This window comes from Gelidibacter salicanalis (assembly GCF_016469035.1).
In the GTDB taxonomy this organism is placed as follows: Bacteria; Bacteroidota; Bacteroidia; order Flavobacteriales; family Flavobacteriaceae; genus Gelidibacter; species Gelidibacter salicanalis_A.
The window spans coordinates 1-25,932 of sequence record NZ_JAEHJZ010000025.1 but is presented as its reverse complement, the minus strand read 5'-3'; the positions used below and the strand labels follow the sequence as shown (position 1 = coordinate 25,932).

Genomic DNA, 25,932 nt, shown 5'->3' with positions numbered 1-25,932 from the left:
AAAATGACACCTTGTTTTTGAAACCAATTTGACTTAGAGTGATTGGTCAAATTTAATTTAGAATAACTACTGTTTATCAGTCAGTTACAATCAAGTCTTTGTTCTTTTCCCGATAGCTATCGGGACTAGAAGCGCAGCGCCTGCCTGCCGGCGAGGCAGGATCTTAATTCTTTATCGGACAATAATGTTTAGTTAAAGATTATAATGGAATATTTCCATGTTTACGTTTTGGAACTTCTACCTTCTTGTCTTTCAACATTGCAAAGGCTTTTATCAATTTGCGCCGTGTATCTTTAGGGATTATGACTTCATCAATAAAGCCGCGTTCTGCAGCACTATACGGATTGGCAAAAAGACGCGCGTATTCCGCTTCTTTTTCTTTTAATTTTGCGTCCTTATCTTCGGCTCGGTTGATTTCCTTTTTAAAGATGATTTCTGCCGCACCTTTAGCGCCCATTACGGCAATCTCTGCACTTGGCCAAGCAAAATTCATATCAGCACCAATGTGTTTCGAATTCATAACATCATAAGCACCGCCATACGCTTTTCTTGTAATGACAGTCACCCTAGGAACCGTAGCTTCACTTAAGGCATAGAGCAACTTAGCACCATGAACAATAATCCCGCGCCACTCTTGGTCTGTACCTGGTAAAAAGCCCGGAACATCTTCTAAAACGAGTAATGGAATGTTGAAACAATCACAGAAACGCACGAAGCGTGCTGCCTTTTTGGAACTGTTGACATCCAACACACCCGCTAGATACATCGGCTGATTGGCAACAATGCCGATGCTTCTGCCACCCAATCTCGCAAATCCTACAATAATGTTTTCTGCGTAGTCTTTATGAATCTCGTAAAAAGAATCTGTATCAATAATGCCATTGATCACGCTATGCATATCATAGGGCTTGTTGGCATTGTCAGGAATGATGTCTGAAAGCACGTCTCGAACTTCATCCTTTAATTCATAAGGTAAAAGAGGAGTGGTTTGGGTATTGTTTTGAGGCAAGTAGCTGATGAGTTTTTTAATATCTTCCAAACATTCAATATCATTTGAAGAGGTGATATGGGCAACTCCTGATTTTGTGGAGTGCGTACTGGCGCCTCCCAACGCTTCTGATGTCACAGTCTCATTGGTTACTGTTTTGACTACATTTGGACCCGTAACAAACATATAACTGGTGTCTTGTACCATGATCGTAAAATCAGTCATTGCCGGACTGTAAACCGCACCACCGGCACATGGCCCCATGATGGCGGAAATTTGAGGAATTACCCCTGAGGCTTGGACATTACGGTAAAATATGTCCGCATAACCCCCTAAACTTCTGACGCCTTCTTGAATCCGTGCACCGCCAGAATCATTCAGTCCGATAATGGGTGCGCCCACTTTAACGGCCAAATCCATCACCTTGCATATTTTTTCAGCATGAGTTTCGGATAAAGATCCGCCAAAAACCGTAAAATCCTGCGCAAACACATAGATCAGCTTCCCATGTACAGTGCCATAGCCTGTGACCACCCCATCGCCATAAAATTGCTGTTCTGCCATGCCGAAATCCTGGGAACGATGGGTTACCAAAGCGCCAATCTCCTCAAAAGAACCTTCGTCCATTAAATAAAGCACACGCTCCCTTGCCGTAAGTTTCTTCTTTTCATGTTGTTTGTCAATACGATCTTGGCCGCCACCTAGGTAAGCGAGGGAAAGTTTTTCGTTAAGGTCTTTTATTTTCGATTCCATATGATTTTAGTTTCACTTAAAAATGCACTATAAATAGGACTGCATTTCATTATTTGTAATTGTTAGTTGGGTTTCTCAGAACGACATTTCTAGTTGATTTATTGATACTCTAAGTATGAACTCATCTTAATTATCTTCCGGGATGCGCAATACTTTTTGATCTTCCAAATACTGCCTTACAGCGATTAATGCCGCCAAATGCGCTTCTTCCTGACGATGCGCTTTAATATTTTCAGGAGAAAAGTATTTTTTTACAAAATGCGTGTTAAAATCGCCAGAACGGAAGGCCTCATGTTCAAAAACAAAAGTTCCGAACGGAAGCGTTGTTTCAATGCCTTCAATATGATAGTTGCTAATAGCATTCAACATTTCCTCAATGGCTTCAGCTCTGGTGGCGCCATAAGTAATCAACTTGGCGAGCATGGGATCATAATAAATAGGAATGTCCATACCTTCCTCAAAGCCGTTATCTACCCGGATATTGTCGCCTATCGGTAAGCGGTACACTTCTAGATTACCAACACTAGGAAGGAAATCGTTGAGCGGATCTTCAGCATAAACCCGCAGCTCCATGGCGTGACCCTTAATTTTTAAATCCTCCTGTTTCAGCGGTAGTACTTCACCTCTGGCAACACGAATTTGTAGTTCAACCAAATCGGTGTTAGTTATAAGCTCCGTCACGGGATGTTCCACTTGAAGTCGGGTGTTCATTTCTAAAAAATAGAAGTTGAGACGTTCGTCCAGCAAAAATTCCACCGTTCCCGCACCCACATAGTCACAAGCTTGGGCAACTTTTATAGCCGCTTCTCCCATTTTATGACGTAATTCAAGCGTCAAAACAGATGAGGGAGCTTCTTCAACTACCTTTTGGTGACGACGCTGAATGCTACATTCCCGTTCAAAGAGGTGAATGGTATTCCCGTGTGTGTCGGCCATAATTTGAATTTCAATATGTCTTGGAGAACTGACATATTTTTCAATAAATACGGAACCGTCACCAAAGGCTGATGTTGCTTCACTAATGGCGCGTTTCATTTGTGATTCCAGTTCTGAGGCTTTTTCCACCACACGCATACCTTTACCACCACCACCTGCAGAGGCCTTTATTAAAATAGGATACCCAATATCATCGGCTATCGCCTTGGCTTTTTCAACATCCGTAATGGCCTGGTCAATACCAGGAACCATAGGGATGTCATAATGCTTAACAGCGTCCTTAGCCGCTAATTTGCTTCCCATAATTCTAATTGCCTTCGATTTTGGTCCGATAAAAATGATATTATTGGCTTCACAAGCCTCAGCAAAATCGGCGTTTTCACTTAAAAAGCCGTATCCCGGGTGAATCGCATCGACATTTAAACTTTTTGCTACGTCTATAATTTTATCACCTCGCAAATACGATTGATTGGAAGGCGCTTCGCCGATTAATACGGCTTCATCTGCAAATCTGACGTGGGGCGAATTCCGATCAGCAGTAGAATAAACCGCAACCGTCTTAATACCCATGCGTTTGGCAGTTTTCATCACACGAATGGCGATTTCCCCTCGATTTGCAATTAATATTTTTTTCATTTAAAAATGTATTTATATTCCCGCGAAAGCGGGAATCTCATTTTAATTAACTGAAATGCTCTTGATTTATGAGAGCATTTGCAGGTTATTTTTAGTAGGCAAAACTTCTTGCGTATTCAATGTTGTAAGTTGCTATTCAAACTCAACCAACAATTGGTTTTTATCAACCGCAGCGCCTTTCTCAACAGCAATAGATTTGATAATGCCTTCTCTCGGAGAGGTGAGGACATTCTCCATTTTCATGGCTTCTAGGATTAACAAGGGGTCGCTTTCTTTAACTATGTCACCAATGTTTACATTGATCTCCAAAATTAATCCAGGCATAGGGGCGGTAATTTTATCTACTTTTTTAGTACTGCCAATCTCAAAACCTAAGTCTTTAATAAGTTGATGTAGACTGTTGTTTATGTTGATGTTATAAGTGTTATTGTTAATTTTTACTTTATATGTTTTTTCATCGAAATTGCTGTCTATTATTTCAGCACTGTATGATTTTCCACCATGTAGAATATGGTATTTTAAATCAGATGTTTGGATGGCGTCTAACAATGTAATATCCTTATCGGATACTGATATTTCCAGTGCTCCGTTAACCTTCACTTGGTATGCTTTATTCATAGGGTGTCATTAATGGTTGAAAAGTTACGAATTTTATGAGGGATATTAAAACCTAGTTGATTTAAGAAAATAGTGTTCCAATTTAAAGGATTTTGATTTTTTGAGGAGTGCTGTCGTCTTCAAGAATATGAGTGCGGCAATCAGCGCATCACCGGGTGCGGTATGCCGATCCATCAAATTGATGGCATAAGCCTCTGCAATGTCGTCAAGTGAGTAGTGGGCGCTCTTATCAATAAAATTTGATTTGATTCGCGTGTTGGCATAGAGGTTCATCGTATCGATAACTTTATTTTTTAAATTTGGTAAGCCCATTCGGTTCAACGCCGCATTGATCATTTTAATGTCAAAGCTAGCATGGTGGGCAATCAATACGGCATCTTCAATATAAATCAGAAATTGCTTCAAGGCATCCTCCTCAGAAAATTTCGCTATCATCCCATGTTGGAGTATACCGTGGATATGCACGCTATCTGGATTAAAATGTGATTGTTTCAAATAGATTTCAAAGGATTCAGCAACTGCAATTTCATTTTTAGAAATAGATACTGCACCGATAGATAATATTCTGTCAATATAGAAATTAAACCCAGTGGTTTCACAATCCAAAGCGACAAACCGCGAAGAATCTAAGGTCTTTTTTTCCTTTTTCTCAAAGTGATGCAGATACGCTTCCCAATATTCGGGATAGGTCTTTTTATTGAAGTTCCAGCCCATCATTTAAAATTACTTAGATTGTACTTCAGCTTGATGGATTCCTGAATCTGTGCTATGGTGTTAAAGCACCGTTTCAGTTTCATTTTCTCTTCTTTATTCAATGCTGCTAATTCAATAAATCGGCCGTTATCATTATGGAGCAAGCCATGTTTTGTGCGGAATTTGAGTAGCGCTTTTGAGGTGTAAGAACAGGATAGGTACAATTCTTTGTTCTCGGGAAATAATTCAGCCATTTTTTCAAACCTTTCTGCCGTGTTATTAATGTTTTTAATTTGATTGGAAAGCGCAAATAGTCTGCCGGCATCAACAATTGGCATGATGGCACGTTTTTTAATGTCGAAAAAATCTTTATACTCACCGTCTTGTTCTACCAAAAACCGCCTAAAAAAGCCAAGCGGTGAAGCACTTCTTAGCGCACTTGCTGCAAGCTTGGACAAGAACATGTGGTTGCTTTTTGTGATTTCGAATATGTGATCCGAGAGTTGATTTGTAAGATTGGCATCACCAAAAGTAACATCGAAGTCGAAAAAAATAGAGGACAGTAAGATCTCATCATCGCCCGTATTTGATGTCCATTGGATAAACTGATTCTTCCATTCATCCAAACTTAAGCACCATTTTGGGTTCTTTGCCATGATGTCGGCGGGGCAAAAGTCAAAGCCCACTTCGTTCAACCGTTTATTAACTTTTTTTGCAAGTAGCAGGAAATACGCTCTTACATTTTCCAACTCATCTGCTTCTACATTTTCAAATACGATGGCATTGTCTTGATCTGTATGCAATAATTGCTCCTTTCGTCCTTGACTTCCCATGGACATCCAGGCAAACTTTACAGGAGGCTGTTTTTCCATTTTCACTATACAACGCTCAATAATGCGCTTAATGGTGGCATCATTCAGTTCGAATATTATTTTACTAGTTTGGGTCAAAGGGATATCTTGTTGCACAAAACCCTTTAGAAGCACCATTATTTTTTTGCGGATATGCTTCAATTGTTTGGTAGATTGGGAGCGTTTGATGGCTTTCATCAAAACTGTCGGATTGCTGCCCCGCATCACATTGATGTCGTTTTGTGAAATGACACCTATGATTTTTGTATTTGGAGTACCATCTGCAGTGACACATAAATGACTGATATTGTGCTTCATCATTGTGAGTTGTGCCTGGCTAATGGATACACCTTTTGGGTAGCACAAAACCGGAGCACTCATTATCTGGTTTACTTCAGCTTCAATAGTGTATTCGCCAGTGATAACCTTGTTGCGCAAATCCACATTAGTGACAATCCCAATAGGAAGATTATCAGCTTCTAAAATTATAGAGCCAATTTGGTGTTTCTGCATGAGTAGTGCGATGTCCTTGATTTTAGCGTTCGCCTTGGCAGTAATCACTTTTTTTATATAGCGGACTGGTTGCAGTTCAAAAAGTTCTTTATCATTTGCTAAAACTTCCAAGCGGTTGTCATATAGAGAGCCATGTATTTCTTTTGAAAAGGGGTTTTCAGTATTGGAAGCGAAGCTTTCTATAAGGAAGTCAACAACAGCTCTGTTATGGGTTATTAATGGTTTGAAAGTGGCTAGGGGAATTCCGTAAAGGATGCTTTCTTCTTCAGTAACTGCATTGGTGGCATAATTTTCTTTAGCAAAAAGTGGTCTGAGTCCAAAAACATCACCTTCATCAAAACGATCGACCGTTTCCAGCTTAGCGTTAATTTCTTTAGTGAGTGCAATGGCACCTTTATGGATCATGTAGAATTTATCGTGCAGCGCGTCGCCTACAGCATAAACCATTTTATCCTTTTCGAGATAGGTAATCGTTACTACTTTTGCGACAGCGTATAAATCCTCTTTTGAAAGTTGGTCAAAAGGAGGGAAGTTTTTGATGAAATCGGCAATTCTTTCGGCTATAGTGTTTTTCATTCCGATAAAATTAATCAAAAAAAAATCGCCAACACCAATCAAAGTTTATTGTTTCATCGTTTTTTATGAGTATTGAATTGAGAATTGAATTGATGATTCTTTATTGCTTTATGGGCTAGGACAATTCCAATACATAGGGAGATAAAAGCGCCAATCCAGATGCCTGGTATAAAATCTATAAAAAGAAAAAAATCATAAGCGCCGTGAAACAAGGTAGCCATAAAGAGGCCTGTCAGATTTAAAATCTTCCTATTTTTCGAAAATTTCGCTTTCCCCATAAAATACCCCATCAATATGGCAAATGTAGCATGAGCAGGAACAGCTGTAAATGCTCTGATGATGGCCACTTCCATGCCACCTTGCAATACATACATCACATTTTCTGTAGCTGCAAAACCCATGGAAACCATGACGGCATAAACAATACCATCAAACGGTTCATTGTATTCCTTAAGGGGTTGAGCGTAGTAACGGACAATCACATATTTGCTAAATTCTTCTGTCAGACCCACCACAAAGAAGGCCTTGATGAATTGTTCAAAAACGCTGGAATGGTTTTGTAATTTAAAGGGAATGTCGATAATCATGTATAACATCGTGGTAATAATGATGCTTACAATGGCTCCTAATATGAAATTATATACCAATAAACGGGCAGGCTCTTTTTCGTATTTGTCCTTTATAAATATATAAATGATAATGATGAGTACAGGAGAGATAGCTAGCAGTAATAGGGTCATGCTTTTTTATTTGCGATTTTGTGTTCAATGGCTTTGATAACATCAAGGTAATAGGACGTGTTGCTCGCCACAAAATGGTTGTTGTTTTTGGTGTTTCGCAAAAGATTTAAAAATTCAGGAATCGTTACAAATTTTACTTGTCCTACTTCTTCAAGATCTAAAGTAAGATCCTCTAAAGTGCGCTCAATTTTAGCAATAAATGTATGGTGGAATTCATTATCAACTATGCCGTTAGGATAACTTTGAAAACAAGGGTACACACCAATTTTTTCAAGTTGATGTTCTGCAATTTCAAGACCTATTTCTTCTCGAGTTTCCCTGATAGCCGCTTGAGCAATGGTTTCGCCTGCATCAACATGACCAGCTACAGAAATATCCCATAGCAAAGGGTAAATCATTTTGGAAGCGGCGCGTTGTGCCAATAGAATTTCAGCATTGGCATTGTAGTACCATACATGTGCTGTGTTGTGGTAATATCCTTTTTGGTGAATTTCAGATTTAAGGCAGGTTCTGCCGGTAAGAGAGCCGTCTATATTTAAGATAGCGATATATTCTTCAGGTTCCATTTAAGTCAGAACAGATTTTAAACAGGTTATAAATCTTTGGAAATCACGCTCTGTATTGAATATATGACACGACAACCGTACATAAGCACCTCTAAAAGACACAAAAATATTCTGATCAGATAATGCTTTTTTAAACGCTTTGAGGTCTACCGAATCTGGCAATTCGAGTCCGAAAAGATGATGACTTCTATAGGCATCGTCTTCAATATAACAGCCCAAATTTCTTAATTCCAATACAGCTTTAACTGAAAGTTCCCTACAGTGGGCTTGGACGGCTTCAGGCGTCCACAATAGTACTTGCTTTAAGGCTTCCAGCTGCATTTTTACGTGAATAAAACTGCCGCTTTCGCCCATAACATATCGGTTGGCAAAAGGCTTGTATGTGTCTTGGTATTGGGTTAAGTCCGGTAATTTATGACTGTCCAACCGGTTGGTCCAATTTTCTTCCAAGGGTTCACCGTTATCAAAATACGGTCCATAATAGGCATAAGCGCAACCATAGGGTCCAAAAAGCCATTTATAACCGGCGCAAATCAAGGCATCTGGCTGAATATCCTTAACTGAGAAGGGGAGTGCTCCAACAGATTGGCTCCCGTCAATAATCAACAGCGCATTGTGTTGACGGGTTTTTTTTCGAATCGCTTTCAGATCGAATAAAGCGCCACTAGACCAATGAATGTGACCCATGGCCACAACAGCAGTGCTATCATCAATAGCGTCCAAAATGGCTTCGTTCCATAATCGACAACGATTTGTTCTGGTTTTTGGAGCCTGAACTATTTTTAAATGGGCTTGATGGGTGTCGGTTAATTTCTTCCAGGAATAATAATTACTTGGGAATTGCTCCTGCATGAGCACTATGGTATCTCCGGGATTTAATTTGATATTATTGGCTACCGTAGCAATACCGTAAGATGCTGACGGTATTGTAGCAATACGTTCATATTCATCTAGTTCAATAAGTTTAGCGAACCTTTTCTTTAACTCTATAACGGGGTCGAAAAAATCAGATGATGGTATCAGATATGGTCTGCTTTTTTGCAATACTGCATCAATTCCTGCTTTTTCTACTGCTCTAAACGACGGGGATAAACTCGCCGTGTTTAAGTAACAGATTTCCTCAGGGATATCAAATAAATCTTTTTGTTTTGAAATGTCCATTAGTCTTCAAAATAACTGAACGTATCGTTTTCTTTAATATTCAATAACGTTTCGTAAATTAGTTTAATCACGTTTTCCACATCCTCTCTATGCACCATTTCTACCGTAGTGTGCATATAGCGCAATGGTAGTGAAATCAAGGCACTGGCAACGCCCATGCCGCTATAGGCAAACGCATCCGTATCTGTACCAGTAGCTCTTGAACATGCGGAACGTTGGAATGGGATCTTCTTGTGTTCTGCCGTTTCTGTAATTAAGTCACGCAATTTTTGTTGAACGGCAGGCGCGTAAGCTACTACAGGGCCTAAACCGAGCTCCAAATGGCCTTCTTTTTTCTTGTCGATCATTGGCGTGGTGGTGTCATGTGTCACGTCCGTAATAATAGCAACGTTAGGTTTGATACGTTCTGCAATCATCTCAGCACCGCGCAATCCAATTTCTTCCTGAACGGAGTTGGTGATGTAAAGTCCAAACGGCAAGGTCTTTTTATTTTCGTGCAGTAAACGTGCCACTTGCGCAATCATAAATCCGCCAATACGATTATCAATAGCGCGACAAACAAATTTATCGTTGTTCAAAATATGGAAGGTGTCTGGGTAGGTAATAACACATCCTACATGGACACCCATTTTTTCAACTTCTTCCTTGTTTTTTGCACCAACATCTATCGTAATATTGTCTGGTTTAGGTGCTTCTTCCTTGGTTTTATCTCTGGTGTGTATTGCCGGCCATCCAAAAACACCTTTAACAATGCCGTTTTTGGTATGGATGTTTACAATCTTACTTGGTGCAATTTGATGGTCACTACCACCATTTCTGATCACATAAATAAGCCCGTTGTCTGATATATAATTGACATACCATGAGATTTCATCAGCGTGGCCTTCAATAACTACTTTGTATTTTGCTTTAGGATTGATAACGCCCACAGCGGTTCCGTAGGTGTCAGTAATAAATTCATCAACATAAGGTTTCAGGTAATCCATCCATAATTTTTGGCCGCTCCATTCATAACCTGTCGGTGAGGCATTGTTTAAATAATTCTCTAAAAATTCTAATGATTTGTTGTCTAAAATGTTCTTATTGGGCATGAGTTATTATTTTTTATAAAATTAGTAATATTAATAGTATTTTAAGGTTATTGCAGGTGTAAATTCTTAATTTTGGAATGATTTTAGCGCTATTGTACCTGATGAAGTTATTGACCTACATTTTTATATTTTTTCCAGTCCTGCTCTTTGCTCAATCAAATCCTGTTGAGCAAGATTCTACCGCAGTAGAGTATTATTATATTGATGGCGATTCGATACCCGTGGCCACCATTGACTTGGACGCGGTAGTGGTATTGAACCGATTGAAATTTGATGATAAGGCAGCCAGAATACGCTATCTGATTTTAAAGCGAAAGACCATCAAAGTATATCCATATGCTAAATTGGCAGCAGAACGCCTGGTAGAGCTGACCAATCGGTTGGAAACTTTAGAACGCAACAGTCAGAAGCGTAAATATGCGAAAATTATCCAAAAATATATTGAAGAAGAGTTTTCGGCTGAATTGAAAAAATTGACCCGTACTGAAGGGCAGATTTTGGTGAAATTGATCCATCGACAAACAGGAAAAACAACCTTTCAATTAATTAAGGAGCTACGCAGTGGCTGGCGTGCTTTTTGGTTTAATAGTACAGCTAAAATGTTTGACATATCGTTAAAGGAAGAATTTAATCCATTAGCGGTCAGTGAAGATTATTTGATAGAAGATATTTTGGAGCGCGCTTTTCAAAATGGGCAATTAGAACGTCAAAAATCGGCATTTCCTATTGATTATTTTGAGCTTAAAGCTAAATGGGCTGCCAAAACTGTAAAAAATTGATGCGGATACAATCTAATTTTGAAGAAAAACTAAACGCTTGGACGCATGGCTTTGGAGCACTTCTAGGCATTGCAGGCTTAGTTTTGCTTGTTAGTTTTAAAGAGCACAATACGGACTGGAGCTTATTTAGTGTCATAATTTATGGCATTTCCATTATTGTTCTCTTTTCAGCTTCTGCTATTTATCATTCAGTTTCTGACGAAAGACGCAAACACTATTTCAGGATTATTGACCACATCAGCATTTATCTATTAATTGCCGGAACGTATACGCCGGTAACTTTAATTGCGTTGAACAATAGTTTAGGCTGGCCGTTATTTTGGAGTGTCTGGGCCATAGCAGGTTTTGGACTGATTCTAAAATTGTTTTTTACCGGAAGATTTGAAATTGTGTCCACCTTACTCTATTTAGTTATGGGATGGTTGATTATTTTTGATTATAGCAATTTATCGGGATTGATTGGTCCTAACGGTGTCAGTCTGTTTATTGCTGGGGGTGCCTTCTATACCATTGGTATTATTTTTTATGCTGTACACAAAATACCGTATAATCATGTTATTTGGCATTTGTTTGTACTAGGAGGCGCGATTTGCCACTACCTTATGATCTTTCTATATGTGTTGTAATCCTGTTATTTAAGCTTGCTCACATCAATCTTAAAGAGATCCGCAGCATTTTTCCACAGAATCAATTCCTTTTTGTCATCCGCCAAATCCAATTGGTCCATAAATTTAAGATAGGACTTCATATTACTGATAGGCCAATCGGTGCCGTATAATAAATACTTAGGATCTCCCGCGTAGGTTATCATTTCTTCGATTTCCTTTTTCATATAACGCTCAAACTTCTCGTTAAAATCGCCTAAAACCAAGCCGGAAATATCAGCATGCACATTCTGATTTTTATAAACCACCTCCATGCAATCCTTAATCCACGGATTACCGACATGGCAAATTACAATTTTTAAGTCGGGATAATCTACCGCCAAATCATCAATATGAATAGGGTGGGAAAATTTTATTTTTCCAGTAGGAGCGTAAGTATCACCGGAATGGAACATGACCGGAACATCAAATTCAATGGCCATATCATACATGATCTTAAACCGAATATCGTTAGGATAAAACGGTTCATAACCTGGGTAAAACTTGAGGCCTTTTATGAGTCCGGCGTCTAGAAATTCGCTGAGCTCACGTAAATCTTTATAGTCATAATTTAAGTAGCTCACGCCTGCCACAACGCCAAGATTATCTCTATGACTAATGGCTTCAACAACTTTTTTAGTACTTGGGCGGTGTTCATTAACTTTATAGGACGACAACACCAGCGAATAATCCACGTTATTTTCCGCCATGGTATCTGTCAGCTTGTTAAGGCTGTCTTCTAGAGATACGACTCGGTCTTCATGGTAATTGTTAATGTGGGTGTGTACGTCTATGATCATAATATTTTTTTGTTTTTTGCTAAGCTAACAATATCGAACTATTTGATGAAAGCGCCAAGGTTTCTTCAGTTTTCAGTATTCAGTCCTCAATCCTCAGTCCTCAGTCCTCAGTCTTCAGTCCTCAGTGTTCAGTGTTCAGTGTTCAGTGTTCAGTATTCAGTAGTCCCCCTTCCTTCGAATAGTAAAATATTGAATAAGACTGCCTACTGCCAACTGCATACTGATTACTGCCAACTGCCAACTATCAAGCGTCAATAAAATCCTTATAATCTTCAAAGAAAGTTTCAAATAAACTCATTTTTTCAATAAAAAACTCCATGACGGCTCTCCAAGTGTTTTTGTTGTGAATGGATACTTTCTGATTTAAAGGAACATAAATTCTGGAAATTTCCTTGCCATTTTCTAAAAAATAGGTTTCTTCAAAAATCGCTTGGGGTAGAAAATCCTCTGTTAAAATGGCTTTTAGAGATTGTAGTTTATCCCAATACTTGATTCGATTTTCCAGATCGTCTTCAAGGTCTAGACTTACAAATGCGGATTTGGTGTCAAAATGAAATTTAAAAGAGAAACCTTTCAATTTGGTATCATAAAGAATCCATTTTCTTGGGAATGATTTCCCGAAACTGATCCAGAATTCTTCTCTTAATTTTCTTGATTCTTCTTTGCTAAACATACTATGTCCCTCGAAAGCGGGAATCTTTTTAAATAAAATTTACATTTCTCTACTCTCTACTCTCTACTCTCTACTCTCTACTCTCTATTCTCAAACCTCAATCCCTTCAAATTACATAAGCTACCAAAATCCCGAGTACAATCACTACCAATTTAGAAAGGTTGAATTTATGCCCTTCACTGCTTTCAAACAAGATGACGGTTGAGATATGGAAGAAAATACCAATTACAATGGCATTAATATAAAACACATAGTCTTCAACTAAACTGACCGTGTTGGAAATGAGTGTTCCAATAGGCGTCATTGCTGCAAAAACCACCAAAAACCCTACAACCTGAAGTTTTGTAAAATTAGATTGCACCAAATACGTTGTAATCAATGCTGCAATGGGGATTTTATGAATAAGTACGCCATATACCATGTCATTATGCTGATGTATAGGAAATCCTTCCAGAAAACTATGGATACTTAAACTGATAAACAATACCCATGGGAAGTTCGTGTCCCCCTCATGTACATGCACATGTCCGTGTTCTGCACCTTTGGAGAAAAATTCCAATAGAATTTGGATGAGAATTCCAAACATGATAAACAATCCGGTTGTTTTGGCATCTAAATGGTCATAAACTTCAGGGAGTAATTCAAAAAGTGTCAGGGCTAATAAAAAAGCGCCGCTGAATGATAACAGCAACTTTGTGTAATTAGACTTCTTATGCTTGAAAATAAAGACTAACAAAACACCTAAAACAACAGCCAAAATTGGTAATAAATAGTGCATCATTTAAAGATCATTATTAAACGCTCTGAGGTATCTTTATGGAATTTACGCAATTTATAATCGCCAAAAATATCCAATAAATACACACCTGCTTCTTCAAAAAGAGCTTCAAAGTCAGCTAAAGTCTTTGCTTTTACACGTTCTTGGTAGTGATAATCCTCACCCTTATCTGTAAAACTAATGTCTTTAATGATATAACCGTCTTTCACATATCTTTTCTGATAAAAATCAATACCTCCTGCCGATTTTACATCTTCAGCTACCAAATTATCTATCACAAAATCACTGTTCATAAAATCAATTACTCCAAATCCTGATTCGTTGAGATCGTCTCTGATAGCTTTAATTGTGTTCAGATTGTCTTCTGTTCTGTCAAAATATCCAAAACTAGTAAACAAATTAAACACGGCGTCAAATTTATCATTGAAGGGTCTGCACATATCGTGCACCTCAAAATGAAGTTTATCGTTTTCGTGAGTTTTGGCATAGGCAATGCTATTTACTGAAAGGTCAACCCCGGTAACATCATAACCTAAAGAGCTGAGATATATGGAATGACGACCTTTACCGCAAGCAAGATCGAGTATTTTTCCATCTTCTGGCAAATTCAAATACTTGGTCAAATTATCCATAAAGTGGTGTGCCTCGGCGTAATCTCTACCTTCATAAAGAATGTGATAATATGGTGTGTCAAACCAAGAAGCGTACCACTGTGTTGTGTCTTTTGTCATTATAAATTCGTCTGACTGCAAAAATACTTTATTTTTGTAATCTATAGGATGAGAATAATGGATAATAATTTTAGTATGGTTGCCAAAACCTTATTTGGTTTTGAAGAATTACTTGCAAAAGAATTGACCCAGTTAGGTGCCCGAGAGGTAAAGGTAGGGGTTCGAAACGTGGGTTTTGTGGGCGACCAAGGGTTTATGTATAAAGCTAATTTGGCACTGAGAACTGCCATTAAGATCCTGAAGCCCATAAATAGTTTTAGAGTAAATAATGAAAAGGATTTGTATGATCAAATCTATAAAATGGATTGGTCTCAATATGTGAAGCCTACGGGGACAATTGCGGTTGATGCTACCGTACATTCGCATTTGTTTACCCATTCCTTATATATAGCACAAAAAACGAAAGATGCCATTGTGGATAAATTTAGAGATACCGTTGGCGAACGCCCGAACGTCGATCTAAAATTTCCTGATCTTAAAATAAACGTGCATATTGATCGTAACATGTGCAATATTTCTTTGGACTCTTCTGGAGATTCTCTTCACAAACGTGGGTATAAAACCGCAACGAATATTGCACCAATTAACGAAGTATTGGCTGCGGGCTTGATTATGTTATCAGGCTGGGACGGACAGACTGATTTTATGGATCCTATGTGTGGCAGTGGTACTATTTTAGCTGAAGCTGCTATGATAGCCTGTAATATTCCTCCAAATTTAATGCGTAAGGAATTCGCTTTTGAGCGCTGGCAAGATTGGGATGTAGATTTATTTGAGAAAATAGAAGAATCGCTTTTGAGCAAGACTAGAGATTTTCATCATAAAATTATTGGTTATGACAAATCGCCCAGTGCTGTTACCAAAGCGATAGAAAATATTAAAAATGCAAAGTTGGAAGACTTTGTAGAAGTGCGTCACGAAGATTTCTTCAAGACTCAAAAGGCAGGAAACGAAAAACTTCATATGGTATTCAATCCACCATATGGCGAGCGGTTGGATATTGATATGGAATCTTTTTACAAGAGTATTGGAGATACCTTGAAACAGAACTATCCGGGTACGGATGCATGGTTTATCACCTCAAATCTTGATGCCTTGAAACATGTAGGATTAAGACCTTCTAGAAAAATTCATTTGGTAAATGCTAAATTGGAAGCGAGGTTGGTAAAATATGTGATGTACGAAGGCAGTAAAAAAGGAAAGTATATGGACTAGAATTCAATTTGAAACAGGTTCTGTTTTCAATATTGAAATCTTAAATACATTTATTAACAACGTTAATACATCTTTTGAAGCTGTTTGGTGTGATGCTCTGCATGGTAGGCTGTCCACATTAAAAGTTCCCGTATTGGCATTTTTCCCATTATCGGGTGGGGAAGGACCAAGGTGTCTAAATTTTTATCAGATATCCGTCGGGTCTTATATTGCAACTTTTTACTCTCAACCTGCAGTCGCGTTAAGATATATTTCTTGTCCTTAATTTTCGGAACTTTTAATTTTTTGGATGCTTTCGCGGGGTTTTTTTTAAATTCTTCCAATCGTTCGAGATAACGTTGAACAATCATATCATAATCCCGTAAGTCGCGATTGTTTATCCCAAAAGCGTATTTAAACCAAAATCTGGGCATGCTTAAAACATCATTTAATGGCTTTATACTTTGTAGTAAGTGCAAGGCCTGCTGACCCGTAGTCCATTTTCCTTCCGGTCCTTGGAGCCATTTGTCTTCATCTTGAACTTCCAGCCAATTAAGAAGATTGTGATATTTCTCCTCCAATAAATCGGCAATCTCATCTTTATGCATACGTTGGGGTTTGTATGCAGAAGTTAAACAAAATCTCTAAATAAATGGAGTAAAAATTTAAAGTATTTACAAGACCTTAATCCTCAATAGCGATCTTTTTATTTTTCTTATAAATAGGAATCAAATACGATACGTTATACCCAAATCCGAAGCCAAATCGGCCACTATCAAACGTTCTATTGAATCCTGGTACATATAAGTTCTCAAAATTGGTAGGCTGATCCTGTGTCACCATTCCTTTAACTTGTGCATTGACACCTACAAAAAGATTGGTCAACAATTCAGCTTTTACGCCTATGACTGCTTCCACCCAAATTGCGGACAGACCCTTGTATTCCTGTAAATCTGACGACGTAAATGGAGTGTCATAATATTGGTCCGTTGTATAAACAGTGTAGCTGTTTAAACTTTGACTAAAGGTGCTGGCACCAACTCTTAATCCTGTATAGATTAGGTTTTCCATATCCAACCAATTTCGGTAGAGATTGTAATCTATTCCGGCTTTAAAGTAGCTTCCTTTACCAGTCACATTTAAATACTCATTTTTTATAGTATTCTCTTCTGACCCCAATTCTCCAGCGAGATATAGGTTTTGCGTAAGTCTGTAATCGCCACTGATTTCAAATCCAGTATAATCCTCATCAATAAAAGACCTTGCCAATTTTCCAATATCGCCACCTAAACGCAAACCATATTTCTGTTTCACAACAATGGTATCGTTAGTGTTTTGTTCTTCCTGAGCAAATGATGTTAGTGGCAACACCATCAAAATAATCAGACTAGTGATAAATGTTGATATGCGCTGCATCTTCATTGTTTATGGTGTTGTTTATAACTTGAACATCAAGAATCCAGTTGTTCTCGTCTGAAGCTCGACTCGCTACAAGATTGTTGAATATACTTTTATAGCCGCAGGCACGCGACACATAAATTAGTTCAGGTGTGTAGCTCACTTCAAGGGTATCGATGTTGGAAACTGTGTTGTCATCTTCGTCTGTATCGTAATCACCATCTCTTTCTATAATAAAGCGTGTCGTATTGGTGGTGTCTAAAGCATCAATTCTTAATGGTAATATAATAGAATCTAAAGTTTTATCTAAGAGAATATATTTTGAACTATTTTCTTCAAATACATTCATCCGTCTTACCGTTTTAGTCTCCGATCTCTCATTAATATTATAAAAACGAATTATTAAGTGAGGTGTTGTAGGCGTTGCGGATGCGCAAATATCATCACGTTCGCAGCTCCAAAGACTTGCAATCAAGATGAACGAAAGTATGATCTTTGTGTACTTATGGAAGGTGTTCTGTTTCAAGTTTCTGTTGTTTCTGATTTAAAATTTGTGTTAGTCTAATTAATTGTCAATCGTTAATCGTTAATCGTCAATCGAGAATCAGCAATCAACAATCGTCAATCCCGTTATCTTTTTTCCAAAAGTACAACATTTTCTACGTGATGGGTTTGTGGAAACATATCAACTGGTTGCACTTTTGTGACTTTGTACATGGCATCCATAAGTTCCAGATCTCGGGCCTGTGTTGCACTGTTACAACTAACATACACTACTTTTGATGGTGCAATGTTCAATATTTGTTGCACGACATCCTTATGCATCCCATCTCTTGGAGGGTCCGTAATAATCACATCTGGATGACCATGTTGATTAATGAAATCAGTATTAAACACATTTTTCATATCGCCCACATAAAAAGCAACGTTGTCAATTCCGTTTAATTGTGCGTTTTCTTTGGCAGCGGTAATGGCATCAGCAACAGCTTCAACACCGATTACTTTTTTTGCGTTTTTAGCCACAAATTGCGCAATGGTTCCAGTACCTGTGTACAAATCGTAAACAAGTTCATCACCTTTTAAATCGGCAAAATTACGTGTAATTTTATAAAGTTCATAGGCCTGATCAGAATTGGTCTGATAAAAGGATTTAGCGTTGATCTTAAATTTTAAGCCCTCCATTTCCTCAAAAATATGATCTTCACCTTTGTAACATATGACTTCCTGATCATAAATGGTGTCATTCGCTTTACCATTGATGACATATTGTAAAGAGGTAATTTCTGGGAATTTATCGCCTATATAATCCAATAGTAATACACGGTTGGCCTCGTCTTCTTTATAGAACTGAAAAAGCACCATAATATCACCCGTAGAGGAGGTGCGCAGCATCATGGTTCTTAAAAATCCGGTTTGGTTGCGCGCATTAAAGAATTCCATGTCGTGCTTTACAGTAAATTCTTTTACAGAATTTCTAATGGCGTTAGAAGGATCGTCTTGTAGCCAACACTTTTCAATATCTAAAATTTTATCCCACATTCCAGGAATATGGAAGCCGAGCGCGTTTTTATCTCCAAAATTCTCATCAGATTTAATTTCTTCCAAGGTTAACCATCGGCTATCGCTAAAAGAAAACTCCATTTTGTTTCTGTAAAAATAATCTTTGGCCGATCCTAAAATTGGTGTAATAGGAGGAAGTTCTAAATGACCAATGCGCTTTAAATTTTCTTCCACTTCCTTTTGCTTGTAGAATAATTGGTATTCATAGGCCATATCCTGCCACTTGCAACCGCCACAAACCCCAAAATGCTGACATCTTGGTTCTGTCCGTTTATCAGAATATTCGTGAAATTTTATAGCTTTTCCTTCGTAGTATGATTTGCGCTTCTTAAAGGTTTCTACATCCACCACATCACCTGGAACCACATTTTGCATAAAAATGACCGCGCCATCTGGCGATTTTGCAACAGATTTTCCTTTTGCACCAGCATCAACAACTAGGACATTCTCAAAGATTTGTTTTTTATTTCTTCTTCCCATGCCGCAAAAATAGTGAAACCAATTGCGATTTGCGAATTACAAATTGTCATTTTATTAGTGAAATTCTGATTTACATGTGAAGGGCCATTGGCTGTTGTTCTGGATACTTGAATTATTAGGGCTTTTTTGAGTGATTCAGTGACTTTAAGAGCGCTTAATATTATGAGAATTAGGGAAGATGTCCTATTAAGAAAGTTATATTCAAAAATAGAAATCATCTTTTAATACTAACTTTGCTAAATATGTAGACCTAAAACAACCCTAAAATTTTTTAGAGGCTTAATTATTTCATAATTTGCAGGCCCTAGGGGTGATTTCTCTCCCACGCTGCTTTTTCGTCCCCGATAGCTATCGGGATATCGAAAGAATAAAGGTACAGTAGGAATGGTTATTTTTCTCGCTAAGCGAGATGTAATTATTAATGTTTGCCGCCTCAAAAGTGGTCAAACTATGTCTTTTAGACATAAAACCTTAAATTCTTATAATATGGCTGTTTTAGACCAATTAACTTCGCAACAAGCGATCAATTTAGAAAACAAGTATGGTGCACACAATTACCATCCGTTACCTGTAGTACTGAGTAAAGGAGAAGGGGTGTATGTTTGGGATGTTGAAGGAAAAAAATATTATGATTTTCTTTCTGCCTATTCCGCCGTTAACCAAGGCCATTGTCATCCAAAAATTATCGATGCTATGGTGGATCAAGCCAGAACATTAACCTTAACGTCTCGTGCGTTTCACAATGATATGTTAGGCAAATTTGAAGCCTATGCGGCTCAATATTTTGGCTTTGACAAGATTTTACCAATGAATACAGGTGCAGAAGCCGTAGAAACTGCGCTTAAGATTTGTAGAAAATGGGCCTATGAGGTCAAAGGTATTGAAAACCACAAAGCAGAAATTGTGGTTTGTAAAAACAATTTCCATGGCCGTACCACCACTATCATATCATTTTCCAATGATCCTGTGGCGCGTGAACATTTTGGACCTTTTACGGACGGATTTATAAAGATTGAATACGATAATCTAGCCGAATTGGAAGCCACTCTAAAAAGTAATCCAAACGTTGCAGGATTTTTGGTAGAACCTATACAAGGGGAAGCTGGCGTTTATGTGCCAAGCGAAAACTATCTTTCTAAAGCCAAAGCCTTATGTGAACAGTATAATGTATTGTTTATGGCAGATGAAGTTCAGACGGGGATTGCAAGAACAGGAAAACTATTGGCGGTAGATCATGAAAATGTGAAACCAGATATTTTAATTTTAGGAAAAGCCTTAAGTGGTGGCGCTTACCCAGTAAGTGCGGTATTAGCAAATGATCCTATAATGAATGTCATCCAACCAGGAAATCACGGCAGTACATTTGGCGGAAATCCTGTTGCTGCGGCTGTAGCTATGGCTGCTTTAGAAGTTGTTAAAGATGAACACTTGGCTAAAAACGCTGAGAAGTTAGGGCAACTTTTTAGAAGTGAGCTAAATACATTTATCGAAACGAGTTCGATTACAAAACTGGTAAGAGGAAAAGGGTTGCTTAACGCTATTGTTATAAATGATAGTGAAGACAGTGAGACAGCTTGGAACATTTGCTTGGCATTGCGAGACAACGGACTGTTAGCAAAGCCAACCCATGGCAACATTATCCGTTTTGCGCCGCCTTTAGTCATCAATGAAGAACAATTGTTAGATTGTGTGGGTATTATTGTTAAAACATTAAAACAATTTGAACCCAAATTATAATGACAGAAGAAAAATCTGCTTTCGACACGTTTGAACTGAATCTGTCACCAGCAATAGTAGGCTTTTTAAAAGAAACTTCCAGTTGGACTTATTTTCTTTCCATTTTAGGATTTATAGGTATCGGACTCATGCTTCTTTTTGGTGTGTTCTTTAGTGTGGCCATGGGCTTTATGCCGGGTGGCAACCCTTATGAAGCTATGGGCATGGATATGAATATGTCTTATTTTGGAATTGTTTATGTGGTTATGGCATTATTCTACTTTTTCCCGGTGCTTTATCTTTTTAATTTTTCCCGAAAAATGAAAAGTGCACTAAGTGCTAAAAATAATGACGATTTAACGGCAGCATTTTCAAACTTAAAATCGCATTATAAGTTTTTAGGCATCTTTACAATTGCCATTATGAGTCTATATATATTGATTTTTGTGGGCGCGTTATTTACAGGGTTAATGTAACCCAAACCCCCAGAGGTAAAGCTATCTCGGAATGTTATGATATAAAAAAGCGGCCTTTTAAGCCGCTTTTTGAGTGTTTAAAAATATGAGTGTCCAATAAAAAAGATAGAAGGGTTGCCAATTCCATTAAAACGAGATGTGGTACGCGATTTTAAAAAGGCACCTTGCTTTTTGAAACCACTATTGCTTAGAGTGATTGAACAAATTTAATTTGGAATAACGTAGTTTCTCAGTCAGTTATAATCAAATGTTGGTTCCCCGCCTGACGGCAAGGGCAGGTTTATTCTATAAGCGCAGCGGTCTAAATTCTTTATTGGATAATACTGTTTTAAAATAGAAATTATTATTGTTCCATACCATCATTCATGCCTCTCATCAAGTCTTCAGACATCTGTTGAATGCCATCGCTGCCAAGGGTTGCAAACATCCATATCACATAAATTAAGAAAATAGCATTTAAGACAATTCCAATAATAGCAAGTATTTTACCTGTTTTTACATTTTGAAATCCTGTATACAGTTCCGGGTCTGCTGCATACACAGTGGTTGCTTTATTGGCCATGACCAAGGCGATAATACCTAATGGCAGCCCGATAACCCCGTAACAGCAGCAGGTAATAATAGAAATGATGCCGAATACTAAAATGAGTGTTGAATTTGGTAATTGTTGTCTTTCCATGCGATTGGTTTTAGTTGATTATTTTAATTAGAAAACTGACTACAATGATGATGACGTTAAGACTGATTAAGCCGATTTTGATTCCGTAATCATATTTAAATTTGATGATCAGGTTAAATATAAGAAAAAGTGCCAATAAAATAAGCGTATATATAGCAGGATAGGTTTTAAACGCCAACACAAAGTCGCCCCTAAACATTAAAAGCGTAGCGCGTTGAATGCCACAGCCCAAGCACTCCAAGCCAAACAACTGCTTGTTTAAACAAGGGAGCATAAAATCTTCAGGCTTGATAAGGTTGATCAAAGTCATACGCAAATGTATAAAAAGATACCAAGTGATGCGCTGATTTTTTCAGCTTAGATTTGTCTATAACTGCTGTTTTTTTTAGTTCTAAATTTGTAATTTCGTCGTTCTTTAAATAATTAACCTACGTATACTATGTCACGGATTATAAATATTTTACTCATCATTATTGGCGGATTTGTTGCCATTTACGCCAGGGCTGGAGTGGACCAAAATGAATATGTCCTTATTGGTGGCATTGTGATTTTGATGATTGGTGTGTATCGCATTTCAAAAAACATTCCCAGCAAAAACGATCCAGAAACACCTTCTGATAATACTGACAAGCCATGAACTTAAAAGTAGGCGATAAGGTAACGGTATTGGATGAGGCCATTTCTGGAAGGGTTTCAAAAATTGAGGGGCAGACCGTTTTTATGGAGACGGAGGATGGTTTTCTTATGGATTTTAAAGAATCTGAATTGCTTAAAATGGAAGACAAGGATACCTTGAAATCCAGCATTTTTTCTGAACACTCATTTCAGGAAGTGCTGTCGGAAAAAGAACAAAATGTAAAGCGAAAGTCTATAAGGGTAAAACCGAAAGAACGCAACCAACCTACCATGGAAGTGGATTTACACATCCACAATCTGACGGAAAACCAACGTCATTTATCCAATTACGACATGTTGACCTTGCAGTTGGATACCGCACAACGAAAGCTAGAATTCGCCATTGGTAAACGCATTCAAAAAATAGTCTTTATTCATGGTGTAGGAGAAGGTGTGCTAAAAATGGAGTTGGAAACGCTTTTTAGACGCTATGACAATGTTAAGTTTTACGAGGCCGATTTTCAAAAATACGGTTTGGGAGCCACTGAAGTTTATATTTATCAGAATAGTTAAATAGCACCAGGTTGCAATTTATTTGTCAGCAAAAAACATACTGCTTTTAGTTATAAATAGCTTATAGATGAAAAACATTATTCATTTTCATTAGCTATTTCAATGGTAGTAGTGTTAGTATAAGTCCCAAAATCAATATCCGTTAAACTAATAATATCTAAGTTGACATTTTTAATTTGGAATTTGACGGTAGTAATCCGTTGGTAGGTGTTTTTGTTGAACAACTGATAATCATAAACATCTGTGGCCACTTTGTTTAAATACCTCGGAACTGCTGGTGTCAGGGTAGCCTCATCACGATCGTTCATCGGATTTCCATCCTGGTTTTCATCCTCAAAACGCGTTAAAACATCATCACCGTCGTCGTCATTGTCTAAATAATCAGGTGTCCCGTCTCCGTCAGTATCTTGCGCCTTAGACAAACCATCAACTTCTGTATAGTTGTGACCTTCATTTTTAGTCAACACATTATCATTATCATCATCATCGTCAAGATAATCTGGGATGCCATCGCCATCAGAATCTGTAGGATTGGTTGCTGGATCGTTATCGCCATCTAAATTATCATCTTCAAAATCAGAAGGAATGCCATCATCATCATCATCAATAAAAGTGGTCAATGTTGTAACCGTACCAGATGTTGCAGCATAATCTTTGAGAATGTTAGTATTGGCATCAGGTAATAAATTACAGATTACCTTTTTTGGATCGCCATCATACGTCCTATAATTGAACTTAGTACCGGAGCCGTTAATCTCAAAAGTACTTGTATAATTGTTGGTCTCCGGATTGAATATCAGCTTTGTCGTGGTGTTGTTTGGAAAAATTAAACTCAACGATTCAGAGGGATCAGTTTTGATATCGTATAAAAAATAAGATTCAGGATTTAGTTCGCATCTAAACAGCTGCTTGTCAAACGCCAATTCTACTTCCATAATATCGCCATCGTCACAAGCGGTAAGTGCTACGCATAAACTTAAGAGGTAAACTATTTTTTGCATTTCCATTGATTAAGCAACAAAAATAAGGCATTCTCTAATTTATAACGCCCCATCTCTCAAATAATTTTATTTGGAGTATTTTTGCTTTCAGGAAGTGCTTTTCTTTAAAATTTATTCCGAAGTTCTGAGCAATTGAATGATGACTTTATTGAGGTGACTATTACAGTAGATTCCAAATTCCATAAAAATTCCGACATGTTATCAATTCTATTTTGACTCCTAAGTCATTATAATTTATAAAACACAGCTATGAAACAAGTTTATTTTGACAATGCAGCAACAACCCCAATACGAGACGCGGTCATAGAACGGATGACTGAAGTGATGCGCCTACAGTATGGCAACGCCTCTTCTACCCACGGAATGGGACGTTCAGCAAAATCATTGATGGAAACCTCTAGAAAAACGATTGCTTCATTTTTAAATGTCTATGCGTCAGAAATTGTTTTTACCGCGGGAGGTACGGAGGCTGATAATTTAGTGTTGCGCAGTGCTGTAAGAGATTTGGGGGTAACAGAAATCATCACCAGCAAACTGGAGCACCATGCCGTGTTGCATACGGTTGAACAGCTTCAAAAAGAATATGGCATTACCGTGAGTTATGTGAAGTTATCGGACAATGGGGTGGTTGACATAAATGATCTAGAGCGATTATTACAATCTTCAAATAAGAGTTTGGTCAGTTTGATGCACATCAATAATGAAATTGGAAACAAACTCGATCTTGCAAAAGTAGCAGCCCTTTGTAAAGCACATCATGCCTTATTCCACAGTGATACCGTACAATCTATAGGGCATTACAATTTGGATTTACAAACGATTCCTATCGATTTTCTAGCGGCAAGCGCCCATAAATTCCATGGGCCCAAAGGGGTAGGTTTTGCGTTTATCAGAAAAGGATCCGGTATTAAAGCTTCCTTGCTTGGAGGCGAACAGGAGCGTGGGTATCGCGCAGGTACTGAAGCTATCCACAACATTGTAGGGATGGAAACGGCATTGAAACTGAGTTATGCCAATCTTGAAGCTGAGCGAAAACAGATCTCAGAACTTAAAACATATTTTATTGACCAATTGAAACGTTTGTCTCCTGACATCACTTTTAATGGCAATTGTGAAGATTCAGAAAACAGCACCTATACATTAATTAATGTGTGTTTACCAATTGCGCCAGAAAAAGGAGGGATGCTTCATTTTCAATTGGATTTGAAAGGCATTGCCTGTTCTAAAGGATCAGCGTGCCAAAGTGGAAGCAATCAAAACTCACACGTTCTGTCTGAAATTTTGAGCCCAGATTACTTATTAAAACCTTCTGTCAGGTTCTCGTTCTCAAGCTTTAATACGAAGGAGGAAGTTGATTATGTGATTGGTGTGCTGAAAGATTTTATTTGAAAGTAGAATTAAGAGAACAGAGAGAAGAGAGAAGAGAGAAGAGAATAGAGAAAAGACTGAAACAGAGGTAAAATATAATTAAAACTCATTGTTGTCCGGTAAAGAGTCAAGACCGTGCCTAAAGAAACGGCTGGCAGGGAACAAAACAATGAAAATAACTGACTGATAATCAGGTGTGATTTAGAAGTGAAGCGTCTGCTCCTTCTCCATAACATTTTTTGGAAAAAGATAAGTTTAAATGAACAACCTCGACCCAAGGGTACGAGGTATCAAGTAGAAGTTCCTTTTTTATTTCGACGCAGAGCGTCGGGGAATAAAACCCAA

At 38.0% G+C, this 25,932-nt stretch carries 28 protein-coding genes; 8 read left to right on the top strand and 20 right to left on the bottom strand.

The window, feature by feature from the left end; all coding sequences use genetic code 11:
• Positions 1 to 199: 199 nt before the first annotated feature.
• From JEM65_RS10580 to JEM65_RS10540, 9 genes are all read right to left on the bottom strand, one after another.
• On the bottom strand, positions 200 to 1,741 hold the full coding sequence (locus JEM65_RS10580; RefSeq protein ID WP_199599211.1) for an acyl-CoA carboxylase subunit beta: 1,542 nt from the start codon (positions 1,739 to 1,741) through the stop codon (positions 200 to 202).
• Between the two features lie 126 nt (positions 1,742 to 1,867).
• Complete coding sequence (accC, locus tag JEM65_RS10575; RefSeq protein ID WP_199599210.1) at positions 1,868 to 3,313, bottom strand: acetyl-CoA carboxylase biotin carboxylase subunit; 1,446 nt, start codon at positions 3,311 to 3,313, stop codon at positions 1,868 to 1,870.
• 132 nt (positions 3,314 to 3,445) lie between these two features.
• Positions 3,446 to 3,931 carry an acetyl-CoA carboxylase biotin carboxyl carrier protein subunit gene (locus tag JEM65_RS10570; protein ID WP_199599209.1) on the bottom strand — a complete coding sequence of 162 codons (486 nt, stop codon included), beginning with the start codon at positions 3,929 to 3,931 and terminating at the stop codon, positions 3,446 to 3,448.
• 45 nt (positions 3,932 to 3,976) lie between these two features.
• Positions 3,977 to 4,648, bottom strand: coding sequence for a 3'-5' exonuclease (locus tag JEM65_RS10565; protein ID WP_199599208.1), 672 nt, complete (start codon positions 4,646 to 4,648; stop codon positions 3,977 to 3,979).
• Positions 4,645 to 6,564, bottom strand: a complete 1,920-nt coding sequence (locus tag JEM65_RS10560; RefSeq protein ID WP_199599207.1) for a DUF294 nucleotidyltransferase-like domain-containing protein — start codon at positions 6,562 to 6,564, stop codon at positions 4,645 to 4,647. The genes JEM65_RS10565 and JEM65_RS10560 overlap by 4 nt, the downstream gene beginning before the upstream one ends.
• A gap of 53 nt (positions 6,565 to 6,617) precedes the next feature.
• Positions 6,618 to 7,304, bottom strand: a complete 687-nt coding sequence (locus tag JEM65_RS10555; protein ID WP_199599206.1) for a PrsW family intramembrane metalloprotease — start codon at positions 7,302 to 7,304, stop codon at positions 6,618 to 6,620.
• Entirely contained in the window at positions 7,301 to 7,870 is a 570-nt protein-coding gene (locus JEM65_RS10550) for an NUDIX hydrolase (protein ID WP_199599204.1), read from the bottom strand. The genes JEM65_RS10555 and JEM65_RS10550 overlap by 4 nt, the downstream gene beginning before the upstream one ends.
• Positions 7,871 to 9,031 (bottom strand): aminotransferase class V-fold PLP-dependent enzyme, encoded by a 1,161-nt coding sequence (locus tag JEM65_RS10545; RefSeq protein ID WP_199599202.1) that lies wholly within the window; start codon positions 9,029 to 9,031, stop codon positions 7,871 to 7,873.
• Complete coding sequence (locus JEM65_RS10540; RefSeq protein ID WP_199599200.1) at positions 9,031 to 10,122, bottom strand: M42 family metallopeptidase; 1,092 nt, start codon at positions 10,120 to 10,122, stop codon at positions 9,031 to 9,033. Before JEM65_RS10540 ends, JEM65_RS10545 begins: the two co-directional genes overlap by 1 nt.
• Before the next feature lie 101 nt (positions 10,123 to 10,223).
• Here JEM65_RS10540 and JEM65_RS10535 point away from each other — a divergent pair, with 101 nt between their 5' ends.
• Both JEM65_RS10535 and trhA read left to right on the top strand, forming a co-directional pair.
• Positions 10,224 to 10,901 carry a DUF4294 domain-containing protein gene (locus JEM65_RS10535; RefSeq protein WP_199599295.1) on the top strand — a complete coding sequence of 226 codons (678 nt, stop codon included), beginning with the start codon at positions 10,224 to 10,226 and terminating at the stop codon, positions 10,899 to 10,901.
• The gene (trhA, locus tag JEM65_RS10530; protein WP_199599293.1) at positions 10,901 to 11,527 is read left to right on the top strand and encodes a PAQR family membrane homeostasis protein TrhA; all 627 of its coding nucleotides are present in this window, start codon (positions 10,901 to 10,903) and stop codon (positions 11,525 to 11,527) included. Before JEM65_RS10535 ends, trhA begins: the two co-directional genes overlap by 1 nt.
• A gap of 5 nt (positions 11,528 to 11,532) precedes the next feature.
• On the opposite strand, the gene JEM65_RS10525 is transcribed toward trhA, so the two are convergent.
• From JEM65_RS10525 to JEM65_RS10510, 4 genes are all read right to left on the bottom strand, one after another.
• Positions 11,533 to 12,345, bottom strand: coding sequence for an amidohydrolase family protein (locus tag JEM65_RS10525; RefSeq protein ID WP_199599198.1), 813 nt, complete (start codon positions 12,343 to 12,345; stop codon positions 11,533 to 11,535).
• Positions 12,346 to 12,589: 244 nt separating this feature from the next.
• The gene (locus JEM65_RS10520) at positions 12,590 to 13,018 is read right to left on the bottom strand and encodes a DUF4268 domain-containing protein (protein ID WP_199599196.1); all 429 of its coding nucleotides are present in this window, start codon (positions 13,016 to 13,018) and stop codon (positions 12,590 to 12,592) included.
• Positions 13,019 to 13,124: 106 nt separating this feature from the next.
• On the bottom strand, positions 13,125 to 13,799 hold the full coding sequence (locus JEM65_RS10515; protein WP_199599194.1) for a ZIP family metal transporter: 675 nt from the start codon (positions 13,797 to 13,799) through the stop codon (positions 13,125 to 13,127).
• Positions 13,796 to 14,527 (bottom strand): class I SAM-dependent methyltransferase, encoded by a 732-nt coding sequence (locus tag JEM65_RS10510; protein ID WP_199599192.1) that lies wholly within the window; start codon positions 14,525 to 14,527, stop codon positions 13,796 to 13,798. Before JEM65_RS10510 ends, JEM65_RS10515 begins: the two co-directional genes overlap by 4 nt.
• Positions 14,528 to 14,584: 57 nt before the next feature.
• On the opposite strand from JEM65_RS10510, the gene JEM65_RS10505 reads away from it, so the two are divergent.
• Positions 14,585 to 15,742, top strand: coding sequence for a THUMP domain-containing class I SAM-dependent RNA methyltransferase (locus JEM65_RS10505; RefSeq protein ID WP_199599190.1), 1,158 nt, complete (start codon positions 14,585 to 14,587; stop codon positions 15,740 to 15,742).
• A gap of 62 nt (positions 15,743 to 15,804) precedes the next feature.
• Here the strand turns inward: JEM65_RS10505 and JEM65_RS10500 are convergent, their stop codons facing one another.
• The 4 genes from JEM65_RS10500 to rlmD form a co-directional block, all read right to left on the bottom strand.
• The gene (locus tag JEM65_RS10500; RefSeq protein ID WP_199599188.1) at positions 15,805 to 16,329 is read right to left on the bottom strand and encodes a DinB family protein; all 525 of its coding nucleotides are present in this window, start codon (positions 16,327 to 16,329) and stop codon (positions 15,805 to 15,807) included.
• A 76-nt stretch (positions 16,330 to 16,405) separates the two neighbouring features.
• Positions 16,406 to 17,137: a DUF6048 family protein gene (locus tag JEM65_RS10495; protein ID WP_233530612.1), complete on the bottom strand. Its 732-nt coding sequence runs from the start codon at positions 17,135 to 17,137 to the stop codon at positions 16,406 to 16,408.
• On the bottom strand, positions 17,109 to 17,645 hold the full coding sequence (locus JEM65_RS10490; RefSeq protein WP_199599186.1) for a DUF6452 family protein: 537 nt from the start codon (positions 17,643 to 17,645) through the stop codon (positions 17,109 to 17,111). The genes JEM65_RS10495 and JEM65_RS10490 overlap by 29 nt, the downstream gene beginning before the upstream one ends.
• Before the next feature lie 104 nt (positions 17,646 to 17,749).
• Positions 17,750 to 19,159 carry a 23S rRNA (uracil(1939)-C(5))-methyltransferase RlmD gene (gene rlmD / locus JEM65_RS10485; RefSeq protein WP_199599185.1) on the bottom strand — a complete coding sequence of 470 codons (1,410 nt, stop codon included), beginning with the start codon at positions 19,157 to 19,159 and terminating at the stop codon, positions 17,750 to 17,752.
• Positions 19,160 to 19,645: 486 nt separating this feature from the next.
• Between rlmD and rocD the strand changes: the two genes are divergently transcribed.
• Entirely contained in the window at positions 19,646 to 20,896 is a 1,251-nt protein-coding gene (rocD, locus tag JEM65_RS10480; protein WP_199599291.1) for an ornithine--oxo-acid transaminase, read from the top strand.
• Entirely contained in the window at positions 20,896 to 21,351 is a 456-nt protein-coding gene (locus JEM65_RS10475) for a DUF5362 family protein (protein WP_199599183.1), read from the top strand. Before rocD ends, JEM65_RS10475 begins: the two co-directional genes overlap by 1 nt.
• A gap of 343 nt (positions 21,352 to 21,694) precedes the next feature.
• On the opposite strand, the gene JEM65_RS10470 is transcribed toward JEM65_RS10475, so the two are convergent.
• Entirely contained in the window at positions 21,695 to 22,030 is a 336-nt protein-coding gene (locus JEM65_RS10470) for a CCC motif membrane protein (protein WP_199599181.1), read from the bottom strand.
• A 10-nt stretch (positions 22,031 to 22,040) separates the two neighbouring features.
• Positions 22,041 to 22,340, bottom strand: coding sequence for a DUF2752 domain-containing protein (locus tag JEM65_RS10465; protein WP_233530611.1), 300 nt, complete (start codon positions 22,338 to 22,340; stop codon positions 22,041 to 22,043).
• 129 nt (positions 22,341 to 22,469) lie between these two features.
• Between JEM65_RS10465 and JEM65_RS10460 the strand changes: the two genes are divergently transcribed.
• A complete protein-coding gene (locus JEM65_RS10460; protein WP_199599179.1) occupies positions 22,470 to 22,667 on the top strand; it encodes a hypothetical protein in 198 nt (65 codons plus the stop codon).
• The gene (locus JEM65_RS10455) at positions 22,664 to 23,218 is read left to right on the top strand and encodes a Smr/MutS family protein (protein WP_199599177.1); all 555 of its coding nucleotides are present in this window, start codon (positions 22,664 to 22,666) and stop codon (positions 23,216 to 23,218) included. Before JEM65_RS10460 ends, JEM65_RS10455 begins: the two co-directional genes overlap by 4 nt.
• Positions 23,219 to 23,295: 77 nt before the next feature.
• Here JEM65_RS10455 and JEM65_RS10450 read toward each other — a convergent pair whose 3' ends face one another.
• Positions 23,296 to 24,219, bottom strand: coding sequence for a hypothetical protein (locus JEM65_RS10450; RefSeq protein ID WP_199599175.1), 924 nt, complete (start codon positions 24,217 to 24,219; stop codon positions 23,296 to 23,298).
• Positions 24,220 to 24,468: 249 nt separating this feature from the next.
• Between JEM65_RS10450 and JEM65_RS10445 the strand changes: the two genes are divergently transcribed.
• Positions 24,469 to 25,608: a cysteine desulfurase family protein gene (locus tag JEM65_RS10445; RefSeq protein ID WP_199599173.1), complete on the top strand. Its 1,140-nt coding sequence runs from the start codon at positions 24,469 to 24,471 to the stop codon at positions 25,606 to 25,608.
• The last annotated feature ends 324 nt before the right edge of the window (positions 25,609 to 25,932 follow it).

Bases quoted from the DNA above. Each gene is read 5' to 3' on its own strand.
- JEM65_RS10580 (WP_199599211.1), bottom strand. From the start codon at position 1,741: ATGGAATCGAAAATAAAAGACCTTAACGAAAAACTTTCCCTCGCTTAC.
- accC (WP_199599210.1), bottom strand. From the start codon at position 3,313: ATGAAAAAAATATTAATTGCAAATCGAGGGGAAATCGCCATTCGTGTG.
- JEM65_RS10570 (WP_199599209.1), bottom strand. From the start codon at position 3,931: ATGAATAAAGCATACCAAGTGAAGGTTAACGGAGCACTGGAAATATCA.
- JEM65_RS10565 (WP_199599208.1), bottom strand. From the start codon at position 4,648: ATGATGGGCTGGAACTTCAATAAAAAGACCTATCCCGAATATTGGGAA.
- JEM65_RS10560 (WP_199599207.1), bottom strand. From the start codon at position 6,564: ATGAAAAACACTATAGCCGAAAGAATTGCCGATTTCATCAAAAACTTC.
- JEM65_RS10555 (WP_199599206.1), bottom strand. From the start codon at position 7,304: ATGACCCTATTACTGCTAGCTATCTCTCCTGTACTCATCATTATCATT.
- JEM65_RS10550 (WP_199599204.1), bottom strand. From the start codon at position 7,870: ATGGAACCTGAAGAATATATCGCTATCTTAAATATAGACGGCTCTCTT.
- JEM65_RS10545 (WP_199599202.1), bottom strand. From the start codon at position 9,031: ATGGACATTTCAAAACAAAAAGATTTATTTGATATCCCTGAGGAAATC.
- JEM65_RS10540 (WP_199599200.1), bottom strand. From the start codon at position 10,122: ATGCCCAATAAGAACATTTTAGACAACAAATCATTAGAATTTTTAGAG.
- JEM65_RS10535 (WP_199599295.1), top strand. From the start codon at position 10,224: ATGAAGTTATTGACCTACATTTTTATATTTTTTCCAGTCCTGCTCTTT.
- trhA (WP_199599293.1), top strand. From the start codon at position 10,901: ATGCGGATACAATCTAATTTTGAAGAAAAACTAAACGCTTGGACGCAT.
- JEM65_RS10525 (WP_199599198.1), bottom strand. From the start codon at position 12,345: ATGATCATAGACGTACACACCCACATTAACAATTACCATGAAGACCGA.
- JEM65_RS10520 (WP_199599196.1), bottom strand. From the start codon at position 13,018: ATGTTTAGCAAAGAAGAATCAAGAAAATTAAGAGAAGAATTCTGGATC.
- JEM65_RS10515 (WP_199599194.1), bottom strand. From the start codon at position 13,799: ATGATGCACTATTTATTACCAATTTTGGCTGTTGTTTTAGGTGTTTTG.
- JEM65_RS10510 (WP_199599192.1), bottom strand. From the start codon at position 14,527: ATGACAAAAGACACAACACAGTGGTACGCTTCTTGGTTTGACACACCA.
- JEM65_RS10505 (WP_199599190.1), top strand. From the start codon at position 14,585: ATGGATAATAATTTTAGTATGGTTGCCAAAACCTTATTTGGTTTTGAA.
- JEM65_RS10500 (WP_199599188.1), bottom strand. From the start codon at position 16,329: ATGCATAAAGATGAGATTGCCGATTTATTGGAGGAGAAATATCACAAT.
- JEM65_RS10495 (WP_233530612.1), bottom strand. From the start codon at position 17,137: ATGCAGCGCATATCAACATTTATCACTAGTCTGATTATTTTGATGGTG.
- rlmD (WP_199599185.1), bottom strand. From the start codon at position 19,159: ATGGGAAGAAGAAATAAAAAACAAATCTTTGAGAATGTCCTAGTTGTT.
- rocD (WP_199599291.1), top strand. From the start codon at position 19,646: ATGGCTGTTTTAGACCAATTAACTTCGCAACAAGCGATCAATTTAGAA.
- JEM65_RS10475 (WP_199599183.1), top strand. From the start codon at position 20,896: ATGACAGAAGAAAAATCTGCTTTCGACACGTTTGAACTGAATCTGTCA.
- JEM65_RS10470 (WP_199599181.1), bottom strand. From the start codon at position 22,030: ATGGAAAGACAACAATTACCAAATTCAACACTCATTTTAGTATTCGGC.
- JEM65_RS10465 (WP_233530611.1), bottom strand. From the start codon at position 22,340: ATGACTTTGATCAACCTTATCAAGCCTGAAGATTTTATGCTCCCTTGT.
- JEM65_RS10460 (WP_199599179.1), top strand. From the start codon at position 22,470: ATGTCACGGATTATAAATATTTTACTCATCATTATTGGCGGATTTGTT.
- JEM65_RS10455 (WP_199599177.1), top strand. From the start codon at position 22,664: ATGAACTTAAAAGTAGGCGATAAGGTAACGGTATTGGATGAGGCCATT.
- JEM65_RS10450 (WP_199599175.1), bottom strand. From the start codon at position 24,219: ATGCAAAAAATAGTTTACCTCTTAAGTTTATGCGTAGCACTTACCGCT.
- JEM65_RS10445 (WP_199599173.1), top strand. From the start codon at position 24,469: ATGAAACAAGTTTATTTTGACAATGCAGCAACAACCCCAATACGAGAC.